Raw genomic sequence first — 17,531 nt, forward strand, 5'->3', positions numbered from 1 at the left:
TGCGCGGCTGTGTCTTCTTCTGTGAAGCCGATTTTCCGGAACGTTATGACGAGATCTCGAATCTGCGCAGATCGCCGGGGAGCCGGGAGCCGAGCGGCGCCATCTCGCCGTCCACTCCGTGGCGGGCCAGCAGGTCGAGGGCGAGCCGGCCGCGCCGCACCCGCTCCTTCGCGGTGGCCAGGGTCAGCTCCCGCAGATGGTGGCCGTAGGGGTAGATGCCGGGGGCCTTGGAGAGGCCGAACTTCAGATACAGCGGTGCTCCGCGCCGGATCAGCTCGGCGACCTCGTACATCCGCACATAGCCGCCGAGGTCGTCGGGGGCCTCGATGTACATGTCCATGGGGGCGCCGGACACCCGCCGGATCTCGGTGAGGTGATCCGGCGTCAGGTCGCTCGGCACATTGACCGAGTCGGCGCCCAGGCGCTCGTACACCGCGTAACTCGCCGGATTCACCGGCCCGATGAGCGCCGATACCTTCAGCGTGGTGTCGGCCGGGAGCACGCCCTGGGCCCGCGCCCGGTGCAGCGTCCACAGCACGCCCTCGTCCGCGACGAGGAGGCAGCGCACACCCAGTCCGGTCGCGCGTACGGCGTCCTCGACGCAGCCGGCGACGGCGTCGTGGCCGCGCGCCCGCGGACCGCCGCCCCGCGAGTCGGTGCGCGTCGAGCCGCCGATGTCCCAGGTGCCGCGCGGGCCGGTGAACAGGCAGAGCTCGATGCCGCGTGCGCCGGTCGCCTCGACCATCTCGGTGATCTCGGCGTCGGTCAGCATCCACACCCCGCTGCCCTGGCTGATCCGGTGGATCGGCACGTCCAGGCGCGAGGACTCCTTGAGGACGACGGCCAGTGCCTCGGGGCCCTCGCACGAGGGGATCTCGGTGCGCCAGCGGCCACCGCCGGGGAAGCTGTGCGGTGAGGCGTCGGCGGGATCGGGGGCGGGCGCGCCCAGGCCGAGCGCGGTCAGCGCCGGCTCACCGGGCCTGCGGGCGGCCGTGGCGGAAGCGTCGGTCACGAGCTGTCCTTCTTGTTCGGTATTTCGGATGTGGTTCGGAACGATGGGTGTGCGGAGGAGCCGGCGCGGGACGGCGCGGTGGGCCCTCCCGCCGCCCCGGTACGGCGGCCGCCGGGCCGGCTGCGCACCGGCGTACGGACCGGGGGCTCAGGGCCGGAGCAGTACCTTGCCGACCTTCGGGCCGCCGGACCCGACCAGCTCGATGGCGTGCGAGAACTCGGAGAGGGGCAACTCATGGGTGACCAGCGGCGCCGGATCCAGCAGCCCGGCGGCGAACATCCGCACCGCGTGCGCCCAGGCGTCCGGCGGCGCCCCGAACACGGTCTGCACCTGAAGCTGCCGCACCACCAGGTCCGTCGGGTCCAGGCCGTCGGCGCCCGGCGCCGGGATGCCCGTCAGCACCAGCCGGCCGCCGCGGCGCAGCAGCGCGGCGGCGCTCCGGGCGGCGTCGGCGGACCCGGCCGCCTCGATCACCACGTCGAAGCCGCCGGGCAGGGGCTCGTCGCCGGTGCGGAAGCCGGTGGCGCCGAACTCCCGCGCCAGCGCGGCGCGGTCCTCGCGGGCGCCGACGACCAGCAGCTCGGCCGGGGAGACGGCCCGCAGGAACTGCACCGCGAACATGCCGAGGGTGCCGGTGCCGACGACGGCGACCCGCTCGCCCGGTTTCGCGTCCGCCTTCACAGCCGCGGCGGCGACACAGGCCGCCGGCTCCAGCAGCGCCGCCGCCGTCAGGTCGGCGTCGTCGGGCAGGACGTGCAGCAGGCGGGCCGGCAGGGTGAGGGTGGGGGCCATGGCTCCGGGCAGGGTGAAGCCGGTCTCCTCGTACCCGTCCGTGCACAGCGTGGTCTCGCCCGCGTGGCAGCGGTCGCACACCTGGCAGTTGCGGAAGCCCTCGCCGACCACCTTGCGGCCGGCCAGCGACGCGGGGACGCCGGGGCCGGTCACGGTGACCGTCCCGGACCACTCGTGACCGGGGACGAGCGGATAACGGACGTAGCCCTCGGGCCGGTTGCCCTGGTAGACCTCGCGGTCGCTGCCGCAGATGCCGACGGCGTGCACCCTCACCTGCGCCTCGCCCGGACCCGGCGGGCGGGGCGTGTGCGCGGCGAGCCGGTGCGTCCCGGGCGCCTCGACGACGACGGCCGTGCTCACCGCGTCGCCCCGGGCTTGCGCTGCTCCCAGCCCTCGGCCCACAGGTCGAAGCGGGCCTGCTGCTGCGGGAACTCGGCGGCCGCGTCGGTGTCCAGCTCGACACCGAGGCCGGGGGCGTCGGAGAGGTGGAAGCAGCCGTCCTCCGGGTCCACCCGGGGCGCGCCCTTGACGACCTTCTTGATCTCCGCGTCGGCGAAGTCGTTGAAGTGCTCCAGGATCTTGAAGTTGGGGGAGGTGAAGCCGACCTGGAGCGAGGCGGCGGTGAGCACGGAGCCGCCCACGTTGTGCGGCGCGACCAGCATGTAGTGGGTCTCTGCGGTGGCGGCGAGCTTGCGGGTCTCCCAGATGCCGCCGATGTGGCCGACGTCCGGCTGGACGATGTCGGCGGCCTGGCTCTCGAACAGCTCCCGGAACTCGATCCGGTCGTGGATCCGCTCACCGGTGGCGACCGGCATGTCCACCTTGGCGGCGACCTTCTCCAGGGCCTTGAGGTTCTCCGGCGGGACGGGCTCCTCCAGCCACGCCGGCCGGAAGGGCGCCAGCTCGTGGGCGAGCCGGACGGCGGTGGCGGGGGAGAAGCGGCCGTGCATCTCCAGCATCAGCTCGGCCTCGGGGCCGATGGCGTCACGGACCGCCTCGATGAGGGAGACGGCGTAGAGGGTCTGCCGGTGGTCCAGCTCGAGGTGCCCGGTCCCGAACGGGTCGATCTTCAACGCCCGGTAGCCGCGCGCCACGACCTCCTGGGCGGCCTTGTGGTACGCCTCGGGCGTGCGCTCCGTGGTGTACCAGCCGTTGGCGTACGCCTTCACCTTGTCGGTGACCTTGCCGCCCAGCAGTTGCCACACCGGCACGCCGAGAGCCTTGCCCTTGATGTCCCAGCAGGCCATCTCGACGACCGCGATGCCGGACATCACGATCTCGCCGGCCCGCCCGTAGTCGCCGTACTTCATGCGGCGCACCAGGTCTTCCACGGCGAACGGGTCCGAGCCGAGGACGTGGTTGCCCTCGGCCTCCCTCAGATAGCCGAGCAGGGCGTCGGTGTGGCCCAGCATCCGGGTCTCCCCGACGCCCGTGATCCCCTCGTCGGTGTGCACCTGGACGTACGTCAGGTTGCGCCACGGCGTCCCGACCACGTGCGTGCTGATTCCGGTGATGCGCACGGCAGTTGCCCCTTGTGAAGGTCGGTTCTGTTCGATATATCGTCACTCGTTCGAAATGCTGGCGTGACAGTAAGGAGGGGGCGGCCGGGGTGTCAATGGGGCGGGTCGATAACGGTTTCGAGACTTTCGATGGCCGGTTTCGTGATGATGCGCGTGGGTTGCTCTCCGGCCGGCATGCCGGAAGGAAACGTTCCGCACAGAACCTTCACCCTGACGACTATGAACGGTACCGATCAAAAACTTAACCTTCCCGCGTCATGGACTACTGCCACCCGTGCCGACGGCACCTGAACGGCGCGCTCGCGTGCCCGGGGTGCGGCACACCGGTCGAACAACTCCGCGCCTACGCGGAGGAAACCGTCGTGCGTACCGTCGTACGGACGGATGTGCGCACGGACGTCGTCACGGTGGTGCGGGCCGCGGAGCCCGGCGAGCCGTACGACGCCGACGACAGCGACGCCGACGACGCCGGCGACGACCGCCCCGGGCGGGAGTCCAGGCGCCGTCAGCCGAACGTCAGCCGGCGCGACCGCAAGGCCGCGGTCCACCGCCGCCGGCGCCGCCGCACCCTGCTGGTCGCGGCCGGTTTCCTGCTGGCCGCCGGCGCGCTCAGCCTCGCCGAACTCGGCCTGGACGCCCCCGGTTCCGCCCCGAACCCGGCCGCGGCCGGGGGCGCCTCGCCGGACGGCGGCGCGGAGGTCGAGTCGCAGGAGTCGACCGACCCGCTGACCGGCCCCGCCACGGGCGCCACACCGGGCAAGGCCACGTCCTCCGCCGACGGCTCCACCTCCCCCTCCCCGTCCAATTCCGAGGACAAGGACAAGGACAAGGACAAGGAGGACGACAAGGAGTCGGCGAGCCCGTCGCAGGAGGGCGGCTCGTCCCCGACGGACACGGCTCCCGGCCCCTCGGCCTCCGCCCCGGCGCCCCCACCCGCGCCGGACCCGACGCCGACCCCCACGGCGGACCCGCCGTCCTCGGACCCGGCCCCGCAACCGTCACCCACCAAGACGTGCGACCGCTTCCTGTGGTGGTGCACCTAGCGCCGCAACAGGCAACGCCGACGGCGAGTCCGCCGAGGACGGCCGTCCTGCCCGGACGGCGCGGGACCCGGCGCCGACGGCGCCACCCGGCCCGCCGGGGCCTGCGCGCCGGAGCCGATGCGGACGGACGGTCGGGACGTCGGGACCCGGCCGGTCGTCACCCCCCGAGAGGCGCGAGGGGTTCCTGCGGTGGTGCGCCCAGTTCCGGCGTGCTCCGGTCGGTGCCGGCCTCCTTCGCCCACGCCTCCAGCAGGTCCGTGAAGTCGGACGCCCGCTCCCCCCAGTCGAGTTCCGCCACCGCCGCCGCCCGGCCGCGTGCGGCCGTGTCCAGGCGCAGCCGCGTGTCGGTGCGCAGCCGCCGTACCGCCTCCGCGGTCGCCGCCGGGTCGCCGTAGGGGACGACGAGACCGCAGCGGTGCCGCTTCACCAGGTCCGACGCCAGCGGGTTCGGCGTGGTCACGACGGGGACGCCGTGGGCCATGTACTCGACGACCTTGGTCGGCCGCGAATGGCGGTAGTTGGGCTGGTCGTGGAGGAGGGACAGCCCCGCCGTCGCGCCGGAGAGCAGGGCCAGCGCCTGGTCGTTGGGCAGATAGCCGTGCCAGCTCAGGACGCCCTCGCGGTCGGCCTCGGTCAGCGCGCCGCGCACGTCCACGTCCGCCGCGCCGATGGCGTCGATGCGTACGTCCGGCGCCAGCAGCCGCGCCGTTTCGACGAGGTCGAGCGCGCCGCGCGCCCGGGACAGATGCCCCAGATAGACGACCCGGTCCGGGCCGGGCGGCTCGGGCGGCGCGGCCGGTACGGCGGTGAGGTTCGGCACGACGGGGTGGGGCCGCCGGAAGCGCTCCCGGTAGGCGTCCTCGGCGAGCAGCAGCCGTACATGCCGCTCGGCCAGCCGTTCCGCCGCCCGCACCGCCACCTTCAGCGGCATCCGCAGCGCCGGCGGCACCCAGCGCTTCATCGTCAGCGCCGCAGCCGTGTCCTCGTGCACGTCCCACACGGTCACCGGGGCCCGGCCGCCGCGCCGCCACCGGCGCAGGGTGCCGGGCAGGGCGAGCAGCAGCTCCGGGTCGTGCAGCAGCACGACATCCGCCTCCGGCCCGCGCTCCGCGAGCAGGGCGCGCGCGGAGCGCAGGGCGGCCCGGCGGTCCCGGCCGGCTGCCCGGGGGAGGTCCACGCCCTCGACGCCCGGGCGCGGCGCCACCCCGCGGGCGCCGAAGGGGGCGGCGTACACGATCCGGTGGCCGCGTTCGGCCAGGGCCGCGATCTGCCGGTGCAGTATCCGCGCGTCCTCGGGATGGTGGACGACGGTGACCACGAGTATCCGCATCAGAGCAGCACCTTTCGGCTCCGGCCGGCCCGCTACAGCACCTCGACACCGGGACGGAATATCCGCCCCCGGGTGTCGAAGAGCAGACGGGCCGCGTCGGCGAGGGCGGGCAGGTCGTAGGAGGTGTGGTCCTGGAGCAGGATCGTCAGGTCGTGCCCGGTGACGGCGGCCATGGGGTCGTCGACGCGGGGGACCGGCACGCCGTCGACGGACCACTCGTCGACGTGGGGGTCGTGGAAGTAGATCTCGGCCTCCCGCTGCCGCAGCAGCCGCGCCACCGGCACGGCCGGGCTCTCCCGCTGGTCGGCGACGTCGGGCTTGTAGGTGACGCCGAGCAGCAGTACCCGGGAGCCGTGCAGCGGCCGGCCGTCGTGGTTGAGCAGGTCCTGGGCGCGGCGCACGACGTACTCCGGCATCCGCCGGTTGATCTCCTGGGCCAGCTCGACGAACCTGAACTCGTAGCCGAGCGACGAACGCACCTTGTAGGAGAGGTAGTTCGGGTCGATGGGGATGCAGTGCCCGCCGACTCCGGCGCCCGGCCGGAAGGCCTGGAAGCCGAACGGCTTGGTGCTCGCGCAGCGGATCGCGTCCCACAGGTCGACGCCCAGCTCGTGGCTGATGACGGCGAGCTCGTTGACGAGGGCGATGTTGACGTGCCGGTAGGTGTTCTCCAGCAGCTTGGCCATCTCGGCCTCGCGGGTGCCCTTCGCCTGCACGACCGTGTCGACGAGCTTGCCGTAGAAGGCGACCGCGCGGGCGGCGCACGAGGCGGTGCAGCCGCCGACCACCTTGGGGGTGTCGCGCAGCCCGTGTCCGGTGTTGCCGGGGTCGATGCGCTCCGGCGAGAACGCGAGGGCGAAGTCCCGCCCGGCACGCAGCCCGGAGACCTCCTCCAGCAGCGGCCGTACGACCTCTTCGGTGGTGCCCGGGTAGGTGGTGGACTCCAGCACCACCAGCTGTCCGGGCCGCAGCCGGCCCGCGACCGCCCGGACGGCGGCGGTGACCGCGCTCAGGTCGGGCCCGCCGTCCCCGTTGAGCGGGGTCGGCACACAGATCACCACGGTCTGGACGCGGGCCAGACAGCTGTCGTCGGTGCGGGCGCGGAAGCCGGCCGCCAGCATCCGGCGGACGTCGTCGTCGGACACGTCGTCGACGTGGGAGCGTCCGGAGTTGAGCCCGGCGGCGATCCGGGGGTTCTTGTCGAGGCCGACGACCTTCAGGCCGACCGCCGCCGCCTCCCGCGCGAGCGGCAGCCCGACGTAGCCGAGCCCGATCACCGCGAGTTCGGCGGTGCCGGCCATCTCTGATTCCCCGAGCTGTGCGCTCTTGTCCCCGAGCGGTTCGGACTGGTCGACCTGCATAGGGCTGCTCCCGTCCCGTGGGCGGACTCGGATCTGAAGTTGTGCGGTCCGGTCCGCTCCTCCGGAAGCCGGGCGGCTCCTTCAGAGACAGCCGAGGGCGCGGTACGCCTCCCGGGTAGTGGCGGCGACCCGCGTCCAGGTGCGGTCGCTTGCCACGGTCTCGCGAGCGGCCGTACCCCATTCGGACCGCTTTCGACTGTAAAGAAGGAATTCGATGGCATCTGCCCAAGCCTGTTCGGACGAGGGCGGAACCAACTGCCCGGTCACTCCCGGCTTGACGAGCTCGCGCAGCGCGGGGAGATCGCTGGCGGCCACCGGCAGCCCGCTCGCCATCGCCTCGACCGGCTTCAGCGGCGTCACCAGCCGGCACACCCGCGCATCCGTGCGCGGCACCGCGAACACGTCCAACACGGCGTGAAACGCGCGGACTTGGGCGTACGCGACGCGGCCCGTGAACACGGCCGTCCCGTCGTCCATGCCCAGCCGGCCGGCCAGCCGCAGCAGCGCCGCGCGCTCGGGTCCGTCCCCCACGATCAGCAGCCGCAGCGGCACTCCGCGGCGCCTCAGCTCGGCACCCGCATGGAGCAATGTGCCGATTCCCTCGTGTGGAGTAAGGGTGCTGACCGTGCCGACCACGAAGGCGTCCGGCGCGATGCCGAGCCGGGCCCGCAGCGGCGCCCCGTCCGGCAGCGGCGTCAGGAACTCCTCGTCCACCGCGTTCGGCACGATCAGGACCCGCTCCTGCGGCACCCCACGGGCCACGATCTCCGCCTTCATCGCCGTACCCAGCGTCAGCACCAGGTCCGCCTCCCGCATGCAGTGCGTCTCCAGTTCGCGCCGGGCCCGGTACGCCGGGTCCTCGGGGGTCCGCCCCGGCGCCTGGGTCAGCCAGGTGTCCTCCAGGAAGCCGCGCACCTCGTAGACCACCGGCAGTCCGTAGGCCGCGCGCAGGGCCAGCGCCACCCGCCCGTTGCCGTGGTCGGTGGCCGGGTGCAGCACGGCGGGCCGCAGCCGCTCCACGAGCCGGCCGGCCAGCTCGGCGTTGCGGGCCAGCAACGCCGCCTGCCCGTACGGCAGCCACGGCGGCAGCAGCCGGTGCTGCGGCACCCCGTCCACGGTCTGCACCGCACGGGCGTCCAGCACTCCCTGCGCCACCGGGAACCCGACCCGCGTCACCACATGCGGATCGAGCCCGGCGGCCAGCTGCGCCGCGGCGATCTTCTGGGTGCGCACGGTGTATCCGGCGTGCTTGAACGGCAGCCCGTTGGTGACCAGATGCAGCACCCGGCCCGGCACCGGCCGGACGGCCGTGCGGGCGGGCGGCGCGGGCACCTGTACCCCGGATGGAGCAGCGGCCGGACCGGCTGTCCGGGCCCGGCCGGCGAGCCGCAGTTCCAGCGGACGGGCCCGGCGCCGCACGGGCGGCGGCAGCATCCGTACCCCCAGCAGCGCGGCCCTCAGGGGGTCGTGGCGCAGTTCGCCCCACGCCACGGATGCGGCCAGACTGAGCGCACGGGGGATATGACGCGACATGCCGTCACGTTAGGCGGCGAGAGCGGAGAAAGTACGACATGAACGGCCGCATACTTCACGTCGTCGGCACCCGACCGAACTTCGTCAAGGCCGCCCCGGTCGTCGCCGCACTGCGCACGGCGGGCTGCGACCAGGTGCTCGTGCACACCGGCCAGCACTACGACGAACGGATGTCGGACATCTTCTTCCGGCAACTGGGGCTGCCCGAACCGGACACCGATCTCGGTGTCGGCTCCGGCAGCCACGCCCGGCAGACGGCCGACCTGCTCCTCGCCCTGGAGGGTGAGCTGTCCGCCCGCGACCCCGACCTCGTGATGGTCTACGGCGACGTCAACTCCACGCTGGCGGCCGCCCTGGTCGCCGCCAAGCTGGGGATGCCGCTCGCCCATGTGGAGGCGGGCCTGCGCAGCTTCGACATGACGATGCCGGAGGAGGTGAACCGGCGCCTCGTCGACCAGCTGGCCGAGCTGCTGTTCGCCACCAGCCCGGAGGCGGTCGGCCACCTCGCCCGTGAGGGCGTCGACCCCGGCCGGGTCCACCTCGTCGGCAACCCCATGATCGACACCCTGCTCACCCATGTGGACCACTTCGACCCGGCCGCCGCCCGCGCCGCGTACGGGCTGCCCGAGCGCTACGCCGTGGTGACGCTGCACCGCCCCGCCAACGTCGACGACCCCGAGGCGGCCGAGGCGGCCGCCCGCGTGCTCACCGAGGCGGCCCGGCTCCTCGACCTCGCCGTCCCCCTGCACCCGCGCGGCAGGGCGGCACTCGGCGCCGCCGGCCTCGACGGCGCACCGGGCGTCCACGTCCTCGACCCGCTGGGATACGTCGAGTTCATGAGCCTGGTGCGCGGCGCGGCCGCCGTGATCACCGACTCGGGCGGCGTCCAGGAGGAGACCACCGTGCTCGGTGTGCCCTGCCTGACACTGCGCACCACGACCGAGCGCCCGGTCACCGTCACACACGGCACCAACCGGCTCGTCGGCCACGCCGAAGCCGTACCCGCCCTGCGCAAGGTGCTGGACGGCGGACAGCCGGCACCCGACGAGGGCCCGCCGCTGTGGGACGGGCACGCCGGGCCCCGGATCGCCGCCGAGGTCGTGCGCTGGCTGGAGCACCATGTCTGAAGTCGTGCGCGACTACTGGGACACCCGCCACCGCGAGCACGACGACCTCGCCTCCGGCGGCCACATCGGCCTGGACCGCGCGGGCAACGAGATCTTCTACGCCCAGCGGCTCGGCGCCCTGCTGCCGCTGATAGGCGACCTGGCCGACGGGTCGGCCCCCCTGTTCGTGCTCGACGCGGGCTGCGGCAAGGGGCACTTCGCCCGCGCCCTGGCCCGCTGCGGTCACCGCGTCGACGCCTTCGACACGAGTGACGAGGCCGTCGAGTACGCCGCCGCGCAGGGCGGCGGCCCGCGCTACGCGCTCGCCGCCCTGGACGAGTGGCGCAGCCCCTGGCCGTACGACGTCGTGCTCTGCGTCGACGTCCTCTTCCACGTCCTCGACGACGACGAGTGGGCGGCCGGCCTGCGCAACCTCGCGTCGCTGGTGCGGATCACCGGACGGCTGATCCTCACCGACGAGGACACCGGCACCCGCCGCCGGCGCGGCGACTACATCCTGCACCGCCCGGCCGCCGAGTACGCCGCGCTGCTCGAACCCCTCGGCATGCGGCACACCCTGTTCACCCCGTACGGCTTCCGCGAGAACGAGGTCGGCTTCCACGTCTTCACGAGGACCCGCTGATGCGCCTGACCGATCTGCTCCACCCTCACCTGGACGGCGTCACCACGGTCGTGGACGCCACCGACGGCGGGCTCGATCTGGAGCCCTATCTGCACCTGCCCCGCGATGTCGCCCTGCACCACGGCGAACGTGACATCGGCGAGAGCGAGCTGGTGATCGTGTCGTTCGGCCCCGACCCGGCGCTGCACGGCACCGAGACCGACTGTCTCGCCGTCCTGCAGCGCATGCGCCCGGGCGGCCGTGGCCTGATCCTCTTCGGCCACCGCGGCCCCGAACTCCCCTACCACCGGCTGCTCGACGCCCTGGTGGCGCACCGCTGCCAGGTGCTGCGCGCCGCCCCGCTCGACTACGTGCACCTGCACGCGGCGGCGGTGATCGTCCGCACCGACGAACTCCGGCCGCCGCACGACTGGTTCGGGCGGCCCGTCCCAGCGGAGGGCTTCGCCACCGCGCTGCGGATCGCCGACGAGTACGTCCTCGCCGACCTGGTCGCCCGCACGCTGCGGGCCCGCGTGCTGGACCTGGAACGCGACGCCGAGGAGGCGGAACGCGCCCGTGGCCCGGTCCACGAGGAGGGCCTCGCCGAGCGTCTCGCCGCCGCCGTACGGGACAAGGACCAGCTGGCGGCCGCCCTGCACCGCGCGCGGGACCGCGTCGGCCTGCTGGAGGCGCGGGTGGCCATGCTGGAGGGCTCCACCTCACTGCGGGTGGGCCGGGCCCTGGTGTCGGCGGCACGCTCACCCCGGCAGGAGGCGCCGCGACTGCCACGGGAGCTGTACGGCCTGTGGCGGGGACGGGTGAGGTCCCGTTCCCTGTCCGCGTCCTCACGCGCGGAGCGGGAGGCGGGGCTGCGGGAGCTGTACGGGCGCTGGCGGGGACGGCTCAAGCCGGGTGCCGTCGCCCCGCCGGTCACGGCTGCCCGGGGGACGGCGCGGCGCGCGCCGGCCGGTCTCCCGGCCCATGTCGCGGTGCCCGACGCGCGGATGCACCTCGCCCACCGGGCGTTCGCCTCGACGCCCCGCGACCGCATGGTGATCGCCGGTGTGCTCACCGACACCACCGCCGCGGATCTCGCGGCGGACGCCGTGGTCAACCGGGCGCTGCCGCACGACGGCCGGCTGATCGTGCAGCGCTCCGACCCGGACGCCCTGGTGGTCCAGCTCAGCGCCTGCACGGGGGAGGGGCCCTGGTCGCTCACCGGCACCGGACTCGCCCCCGACCTGGACCGGAAACTTGCCGAACTGCTCACCGAGACCCGGGCGGCGGGCCGCGCCTGCGTGCTCTGGCGGGACGGCCCGCTCTCCGCGGCCCCCGGCCTGACCCGGCTCGCCTGGGACGCCGTCCTCGACGCCGACGCCGGTGTGCGGCTGGCGAGTCTCGACCCGGCCGCGGTGGGCAGGCAGCGTCTGCGCGAGGCGTTCCGGGTGGACAGCACCCGGGTACGGCTGTCGCAGCTGGCCCGCCGGATCGGCGCCCCCGATCCGCTGGACCGGCGCCAGGTCTGCGTGCTGGCCGACCCACGGGACCGGGCCGGCATCGCCCGGCTCACCGAGCAGGTGCTCAGCCAGCGGCACCGGCCCGCCGAGGTCGTCGTGCCCGACCCCACCGGACTCGACGAACTCGCCGCCGCCGGCGTCGCCGTACGCACCGGCGCGCCCCTCGCGCCGTGGGTCGCCGACTGGACGGACCTCACCGAGGACCGCCCGGACACCCTGCTGCTGGACCTGATGTGCGCGCAGGAGTACTCCGGCGCCGACGCGGTGGGCTCGACGCCCGCCGCCGACGACTACACCTTCGTCCCCGAACTGCGCCCCCTGCTGGTGCGCCGGTCGCTGCTGACCTCCGGCGCCCCGCCCGAGGCCTGGGCGCGCCAGGGACACCGCCTGTTCGCCTGGTGCGGGAAGGAGCCGACATGAGCCGGACACTGAACGCGCTCGTCTACGGCGACGTTGACCTCAATCTCATCGACGGCTCGGCCGTCTGGGCCCAGTCGACGGTGCAGGCACTGTCGCGGGCCGGCTGCCGGACCCGGCTGGTCCTGAAGGCACCCGTACTCACCAGCCGGCTGATCGACCCGCTGGCCGGGCTGCCCGGCGTCACGGTGGTCCGCCCCCACGAGCAACGGCTGCTGTCCGGTCTGTCCGACCGGCCGCTGTCGCCCGTGCAGGCCTCTCAGGCGCTCGTCCAGCTCGACCAGGACGAGCCCTGCGACCTGCTGGTGCTGCGCGGCCGGCGCCTGGTCGGGCGGGTGGTCGCCGACGGCCTGTTCGAGGGGCGGATCTGGGCCTACCTCACCGACATCCCGCAGTCGGCCGCCGAGATGACCGAAGGGGTCCGCGCGGAACTCACCCGGATCGCCCTCGCCTCCCAGCGGCTGCTGTGCCAGACCGAGGAACTGCGCTGCCTGCTGGAGACGTCCGTGCCGGAGGCCTGCGGCAAGTGCGTGCTCAGCCCGCCCGCCGTACCCGAGCCGGGGTTCCCGCTGCCGGAACACGAGCGGCCGCACGACCCCTTCCGGCTCGTCTACACCGGCAAGTTCGCCCCGTTGTGGAACACCCTGCCCATGACACAGCTGCCGGCGCTCCTCGCCGAGCAGGGTGTCCGCGCCGAGCTGCACACCGTCGGCGACAAGATCCACGACGATCGCCGCTGCCCGGAGTTCCAGGCCGCCATGGCGCGTGCGCTGGCCGTCACCCCGGGCGTCGAGCACCACGGCGGCCGGCCGCGCGAGGAGGCCATGCGCATCGCCGCCGACTGCGACCTGGGCCTCGGCTGGCGCGAGCCCGCCCTGGACGCGAGCCTCGAACTGTCCACCAAGGTACTGGAGTTCGGCGCGCTCGGGCTGCCTGTCGTCCTCAACCGCACCCCCGCCCACGAGGCGCTGCTCGGCGGTGACTATCCACTCTTCGTGACCGGGCACGCCGCGCTCGACGACGCCGTCGAAACGGTCGCCCGCGCCGTGCGGGAGCCCGAGGTCCGGCGGCTCGCCGCCGAGCGCTGCCGGGACGCCGCCTCCCGGTACACGCTCCGGGCGGCCGCCGAACGCTGGCGTGCCCAGCTCGACGAGGCCTTCCCCGAGGCGCCGGCCGCCGTCGCCGCCCGGACGCGGCCCCTGCGGGTCGGTGTCGCGGGCCACGACCTGAAGTTCCTCTCCCGGCTCCTCGACCACTTCCGCACCGTGCCCGGTCTCGACGTCCGCGTCGACGCCTGGCCGGCGCTCGCCCGCCACGATCCGGCCGCGAGCCGGGAACTCGCCGGGTGGGCCGACGTCGTGGTCGTCGAGTGGTGCGGTCCGGCCGCCGTCTGGTACAGCCGCCACAAGCGGCAGGACAGCCGGCTGATCGTCCGGCTGCACCGCTTCGAACTGGACGCCGAGTGGCCCGCGCAGGTCGACATCGACGCCGTCGACAAGGTGATCTGCGTCAGCTCCTCATACGCCCGCCGCACCCTGGAGGAGACCGGCTGGCCGGAGTCGAAGGTCACGGTCATCCCGAACTGGGTGGACACCGACCAGCTCGACCGCCCCAAGGCGCCGGGCGCCCGCTTCCGGCTGGGCATGATCGGCATCGCGCCCAGCCGCAAGCGCATGGACCTGGGCCTGGACGTCCTGGAGGCCCTGCGCGCCCGGGACCGCCGCTGGCATCTCTCCGTCAAGTCGAAGCCGCCGTGGGAGTACTGGTGGATCTGGAACAAGCCCGAGGAGCGCGCGCACTACGACGCCGTACTGCGCCGGATGCAGACCTCGCCGCTGCTGGACGGGGCGGTGGTCTTCGACGACTTCGGCGCGGACGTGGCCGGCTGGCTGCGGCGCGTCGGGAACGTGCTGTCCACCAGCGACGACGAGAGCTTCCACCTGGCGCCGGCCGAGGGCATGGCCTCCGCCGCGGTCCCCGCGCTGCTGCCGTGGCCCGGCGCGGACGAGATCTACGACCGGCGGTGGATCCACCAGGACCCGCAGACGATGGCGGACGCCCTCGCCGGGCTCGGCGAGGAGGGCTGGCGGGAGGCCGGGCAACTGGCCCGCGCCCAGGTGCGGGAGCAGTTCGCGCTGCGCCGGGTGGCCCGGGACTGGACGGAACTGCTGGTGTCCGGCTGATGATCCCGGCCGGGTCTGACCCCCGGAGGTCAGGCCCGGTGCCCGGGTTTGGCGACCCGGAAGACGAACTGGCCGCAGAACGTCAGCTTGCGCAGGTTGACCAGTGCCGTCCGCCGCCCGGTCTGCCGCGCCCAGCTGTCGATCTCGGCGTTGAGCGGCGACTCCTCGTTCCAGTACCGCCCGTACTCCTGCTTCCGTTTGTCTCCGTAGGACCGCATGATCAGCGTCACCCCGTCCAGGGACGGCCGGATCTCCCGCAGGGCGAGCCCGGCCTCCTCGACGAGCATCCGGAACCCGTACGGCGTGTAGTTCCACAGGCTGAAGGAGTGGTACGGCTCGAACTGGGAGGTGCTGCCGATGAACAGCCCGCCCGGCCGCAGCACCCGGCCGATCTCGGCCAGCAGCTCACGCGGGCGCGAGACGTGCTCGAAGACCTGGTGGGAGTAGATCAGCGGCACGGTCTCCGAGCGGAACGGCAGGCGGACCCCGTCGAAGTGGACCAGCGGATCACCGTTCGGCCGGTGCTGCCTGGCCTCCGGGGAGTCCCGGATGTCGACCCCGACCCACCGCACCTTCGGATCGTGCCTGCGGAAGAGCGCGACGGACGCGCCCCGCCCGCACCCCAGGTCGACCACCCGGTCCGGCGCGCCCGGCGAGGTCATGACCTCGTCCAGGTAGTAACGGGACGTCACCTGGCGGGCGTGGTCGTCGGGGATGCAGTCGCGCATGAGGTCCCACAGGGTCGCCATGGGCCGAGGCTAAGGACCTGCGGCGCCCGCGGCCCAGGACCCGTGCGGCGGTTCGCGCCCGCCGCCACCCGGAAGGCGTGATGCCCCGGCCCCGCGGCGCAGGCTCCCGGTGCCGCGCGGAACCGGTGTCCGGCCCCCGTGACGCCGGCGTGGTCCGGACGACGGACGCTAGCCCTCCACCGCCACCATCCGCTGAAGCAGGTCCCGCAGTGTCCGCCGTTCTCCCTCGCTCAGCCCCGCCAGCGGCTCGCGGGCGAAGCGCAGCGACTCGCGCAGGCTGCGGGCCACCCGGTGGCCCTCGTCCGTCGCCGCCGCCAGCTTCACCCGGCGGTCGGCCGGGTCCGGGCGGCGCTCGGCCAGGCCCCGCGATTCGAGGCGGTCGACGATGCCGGTGACGTTGGACGGCTCGCACTTGAGCCGGTGGGCCAGCTTGCGCATGGGGAGCGGCTCCAGGGAGAGCAGGCTGAGCAGTCTCGCCTGGGCGCCGGTCAGGGCGTGCTCGGCGGCCGCCTCCTCGTACTCCTCGTGGTACCGGGCCACCACCGAGCCGATCAGGTCGACGACTTCCATGGTCAGCGCGTCGGGGCGGGTGGTGCGAGGTGTGGCCATGGCGTCCAGGGTACCCGGTTACTTGACAGCATGAAATGTTACGGCGCATCGTTGTTTCAGGTACTGAAGTATTAGCAGTGGAACCCGAGGAACACGAGGAAAGGTGCCCCCCATGACCGACACCCCCGCCCTCCCCGCCGTCAACCGCGAATGGCACCTGCTCCGCCGCCCCGTCGGCTGGCCCCGGCCGGAGGACTTCGCCCTGGTCGAGGCTCCGATGCCCGCCCCGGAAGAGGGCCAGGTCCTGGTCCGGAACGTGTACGCCTCCGTCGACCCCTACATGCGCGGACGCATGAGCGCCGCCAAGTCCTACGTCGCGCCCTTCGAACTGGGCAAGGCCATGCAGGGCGGCGCCGTCGGCGAGGTCGTCGCGTCCCGCGCCGAGGGCGTATCCGCCGGCGACCACGTCCTGCACTTCTCCGGCTGGCGCGAGTACGCCGCCGTCGACGCCGGGAACGCCGTCAAGGTCGACCCGCAGGCCGCGCCCCTGTCGACGTACCTCGGCGTCCTCGGCATGACCGGGCTCACCGCGTACGCCGGTCTGCTGCGCACCGCCGCCTTCAAGGAGGGCGACGTGGTGTTCGTCTCCGGGGCCGCCGGTGCCGTCGGCAGCCAGGTCGGGCAGATCGCGAAGCTCAAGGGCGCCTCCCGGGTCATCGGCTCCGCCGGGTCCGACGAGAAGGTCAAGCTGCTGACCGAGGAGTACGGCTTCGACGCGGCCTTCAACTACAAGGCCGGGCCGGTGAGCGAGCAGCTGCGCGCCGCCGCCCCCGACGGCGTCGACGTCTACTTCGACAACGTCGGAGGCGACCACCTGGAGGCCGCGATCGGCTCCCTGAACCGGGACGGGCGCATCGCGATCTGCGGCATGATCTCGGTCTACAACAACACCGAGCCCGCGCCCGGCCCGAGGAACCTCGCCCGCCTCATCCAGACCCGCGGCCGCATCGAGGGCTTCCTGGTCGGCGACCACTACGACCTCCAGCCCCAGTTCGTCCAGGAGGTCGGCCCCTGGGCCGCCTCGGGCGCCCTCAAGTACCGCGAGACCGTCGTCGAGGGCATCGACAACCACCTGGAGGCCTTCCTCGGCGTCCTGCGCGGGGACAACTCCGGAAAGATGATCGTCAAGCTCTGAACGGGGGGCACACCCGCGCCGGGGCGGCCCCGGTGGCCCGGCGGTCACCTGCGCAAGCCCACGTCGGGGTGCTCCGGCGACGGGCCGTGCAGCAGCGGTTGGGCGGTGCCTTTCGGGTGGAGGCCGAGGAAGGCCCCCGCACAGGCGCGCGTGGCCCCGAACCGGCCACGGTCGGCCGGCGCTTCCAGCCGTCCGGGCGCGGCCGGCCCTCGGTCCGGGAGTACCACATGCCCCCGGCTCGCCAGGTCCTCGGCCGGCCGTCAGGGTATAGCGGCCGACGGTGAAGCCGGGGGAGAGCACGACCGGCGGAAGCCTGCCGCGCACGGGCGGCGCCCCGGCGCGAGCTGCGTGCGCGTGCCGGGTGGTACGGCGACACCCTCAGCTCCCGCGCGCCGGCCCGGGGCGCCCACGGGTCGGCGCGGCCGGTGCCCACCGGGTGCAGGGTGTCGCGGTCCACGGGCAACGGGCCGGTGGCACGCGGTAGTTCGGGGCGTCCGTGCTCCGCCGCGCCCGCCGGTGCGGGTGCGGCGTTCGTGGTTCCCGAGCCGGCTCGCCCTTTCTTGGCTTTCCGGTATGCGGTAACTTCTTTCCGAAATCATCCG

The 17,531-nt window shown here is 73.7% G+C and carries 14 protein-coding genes; 6 read left to right on the top strand and 8 right to left on the bottom strand.

Annotated features, from left to right (window positions below; genetic code table 11):
• Positions 1–43: 43 nt before the first annotated feature.
• The 3 genes from ACGF8A_RS04335 to ACGF8A_RS04345 all read right to left on the bottom strand — a co-directional run bounded on the left by ACGF8A_RS04335 (position 44) and on the right by ACGF8A_RS04345 (position 3,324).
• Positions 44–1,012 (bottom strand): hypothetical protein, encoded by a 969-nt coding sequence (locus tag ACGF8A_RS04335; protein ID WP_393104080.1) that lies wholly within the window; start codon positions 1,010–1,012, stop codon positions 44–46.
• A 147-nt stretch (positions 1,013–1,159) separates the two neighbouring features.
• Positions 1,160–2,164 (bottom strand): zinc-binding dehydrogenase, encoded by a 1,005-nt coding sequence (locus ACGF8A_RS04340; protein ID WP_393104082.1) that lies wholly within the window; start codon positions 2,162–2,164, stop codon positions 1,160–1,162.
• Positions 2,161–3,324 carry a mandelate racemase/muconate lactonizing enzyme family protein gene (locus tag ACGF8A_RS04345; RefSeq protein ID WP_393104084.1) on the bottom strand — a complete coding sequence of 388 codons (1,164 nt, stop codon included), beginning with the start codon at positions 3,322–3,324 and terminating at the stop codon, positions 2,161–2,163. The genes ACGF8A_RS04340 and ACGF8A_RS04345 overlap by 4 nt, the downstream gene beginning before the upstream one ends.
• 362 nt (positions 3,325–3,686) lie before the next feature.
• Here ACGF8A_RS04345 and ACGF8A_RS04350 point away from each other — a divergent pair, with 362 nt between their 5' ends.
• Positions 3,687–4,367: a hypothetical protein gene (locus ACGF8A_RS04350; RefSeq protein ID WP_393104086.1), complete on the top strand. Its 681-nt coding sequence runs from the start codon at positions 3,687–3,689 to the stop codon at positions 4,365–4,367.
• Between the two features lie 157 nt (positions 4,368–4,524).
• On the opposite strand, the gene ACGF8A_RS04355 is transcribed toward ACGF8A_RS04350, so the two are convergent.
• The 3 genes from ACGF8A_RS04355 to ACGF8A_RS04365 all read right to left on the bottom strand — a co-directional run bounded on the left by ACGF8A_RS04355 (position 4,525) and on the right by ACGF8A_RS04365 (position 8,591).
• On the bottom strand, positions 4,525–5,697 hold the full coding sequence (locus ACGF8A_RS04355; RefSeq protein ID WP_393104088.1) for a glycosyltransferase: 1,173 nt from the start codon (positions 5,695–5,697) through the stop codon (positions 4,525–4,527).
• A 32-nt stretch (positions 5,698–5,729) separates the two neighbouring features.
• A complete protein-coding gene (locus ACGF8A_RS04360; protein WP_393104506.1) occupies positions 5,730–6,998 on the bottom strand; it encodes a nucleotide sugar dehydrogenase in 1,269 nt (422 codons plus the stop codon).
• A gap of 141 nt (positions 6,999–7,139) precedes the next feature.
• Positions 7,140–8,591 (bottom strand): glycosyltransferase family 4 protein, encoded by a 1,452-nt coding sequence (locus ACGF8A_RS04365; protein ID WP_393104090.1) that lies wholly within the window; start codon positions 8,589–8,591, stop codon positions 7,140–7,142.
• Between the two features lie 38 nt (positions 8,592–8,629).
• Here ACGF8A_RS04365 and wecB point away from each other — a divergent pair, with 38 nt between their 5' ends.
• From wecB to ACGF8A_RS04385, 4 genes are read left to right on the top strand one after another with little or no spacing between them, the layout of a single operon-like run.
• Positions 8,630–9,718, top strand: a complete 1,089-nt coding sequence (gene wecB, locus ACGF8A_RS04370; RefSeq protein WP_393104092.1) for a non-hydrolyzing UDP-N-acetylglucosamine 2-epimerase — start codon at positions 8,630–8,632, stop codon at positions 9,716–9,718.
• A complete protein-coding gene (locus ACGF8A_RS04375; RefSeq protein ID WP_393104094.1) occupies positions 9,711–10,340 on the top strand; it encodes a class I SAM-dependent methyltransferase in 630 nt (209 codons plus the stop codon). The genes wecB and ACGF8A_RS04375 overlap by 8 nt, the downstream gene beginning before the upstream one ends.
• A complete protein-coding gene (locus tag ACGF8A_RS04380; RefSeq protein ID WP_393104096.1) occupies positions 10,340–12,256 on the top strand; it encodes a hypothetical protein in 1,917 nt (638 codons plus the stop codon). The genes ACGF8A_RS04375 and ACGF8A_RS04380 overlap by 1 nt, the downstream gene beginning before the upstream one ends.
• Complete coding sequence (locus tag ACGF8A_RS04385; RefSeq protein WP_393104098.1) at positions 12,253–14,436, top strand: glycosyltransferase; 2,184 nt, start codon at positions 12,253–12,255, stop codon at positions 14,434–14,436. Before ACGF8A_RS04380 ends, ACGF8A_RS04385 begins: the two co-directional genes overlap by 4 nt.
• Positions 14,437–14,465: 29 nt before the next feature.
• Here ACGF8A_RS04385 and ACGF8A_RS04390 read toward each other — a convergent pair whose 3' ends face one another.
• Both ACGF8A_RS04390 and ACGF8A_RS04395 read right to left on the bottom strand, forming a co-directional pair.
• Positions 14,466–15,185 carry a class I SAM-dependent methyltransferase gene (locus ACGF8A_RS04390; RefSeq protein WP_393104100.1) on the bottom strand — a complete coding sequence of 240 codons (720 nt, stop codon included), beginning with the start codon at positions 15,183–15,185 and terminating at the stop codon, positions 14,466–14,468.
• 168 nt (positions 15,186–15,353) lie between these two features.
• Positions 15,354–15,794 (bottom strand): MarR family winged helix-turn-helix transcriptional regulator, encoded by a 441-nt coding sequence (locus tag ACGF8A_RS04395; protein WP_393104102.1) that lies wholly within the window; start codon positions 15,792–15,794, stop codon positions 15,354–15,356.
• A gap of 112 nt (positions 15,795–15,906) precedes the next feature.
• On the opposite strand from ACGF8A_RS04395, the gene ACGF8A_RS04400 reads away from it, so the two are divergent.
• Positions 15,907–16,929 (top strand): NADP-dependent oxidoreductase, encoded by a 1,023-nt coding sequence (locus ACGF8A_RS04400; RefSeq protein ID WP_393104104.1) that lies wholly within the window; start codon positions 15,907–15,909, stop codon positions 16,927–16,929.
• Positions 16,930–17,531: the final 602 nt, after the last annotated feature.

The organism is Streptomyces sp. NPDC047706, assembly GCF_043204795.1.
Lineage (GTDB): Bacteria > Actinomycetota > Actinomycetes > Streptomycetales > Streptomycetaceae > Streptomyces.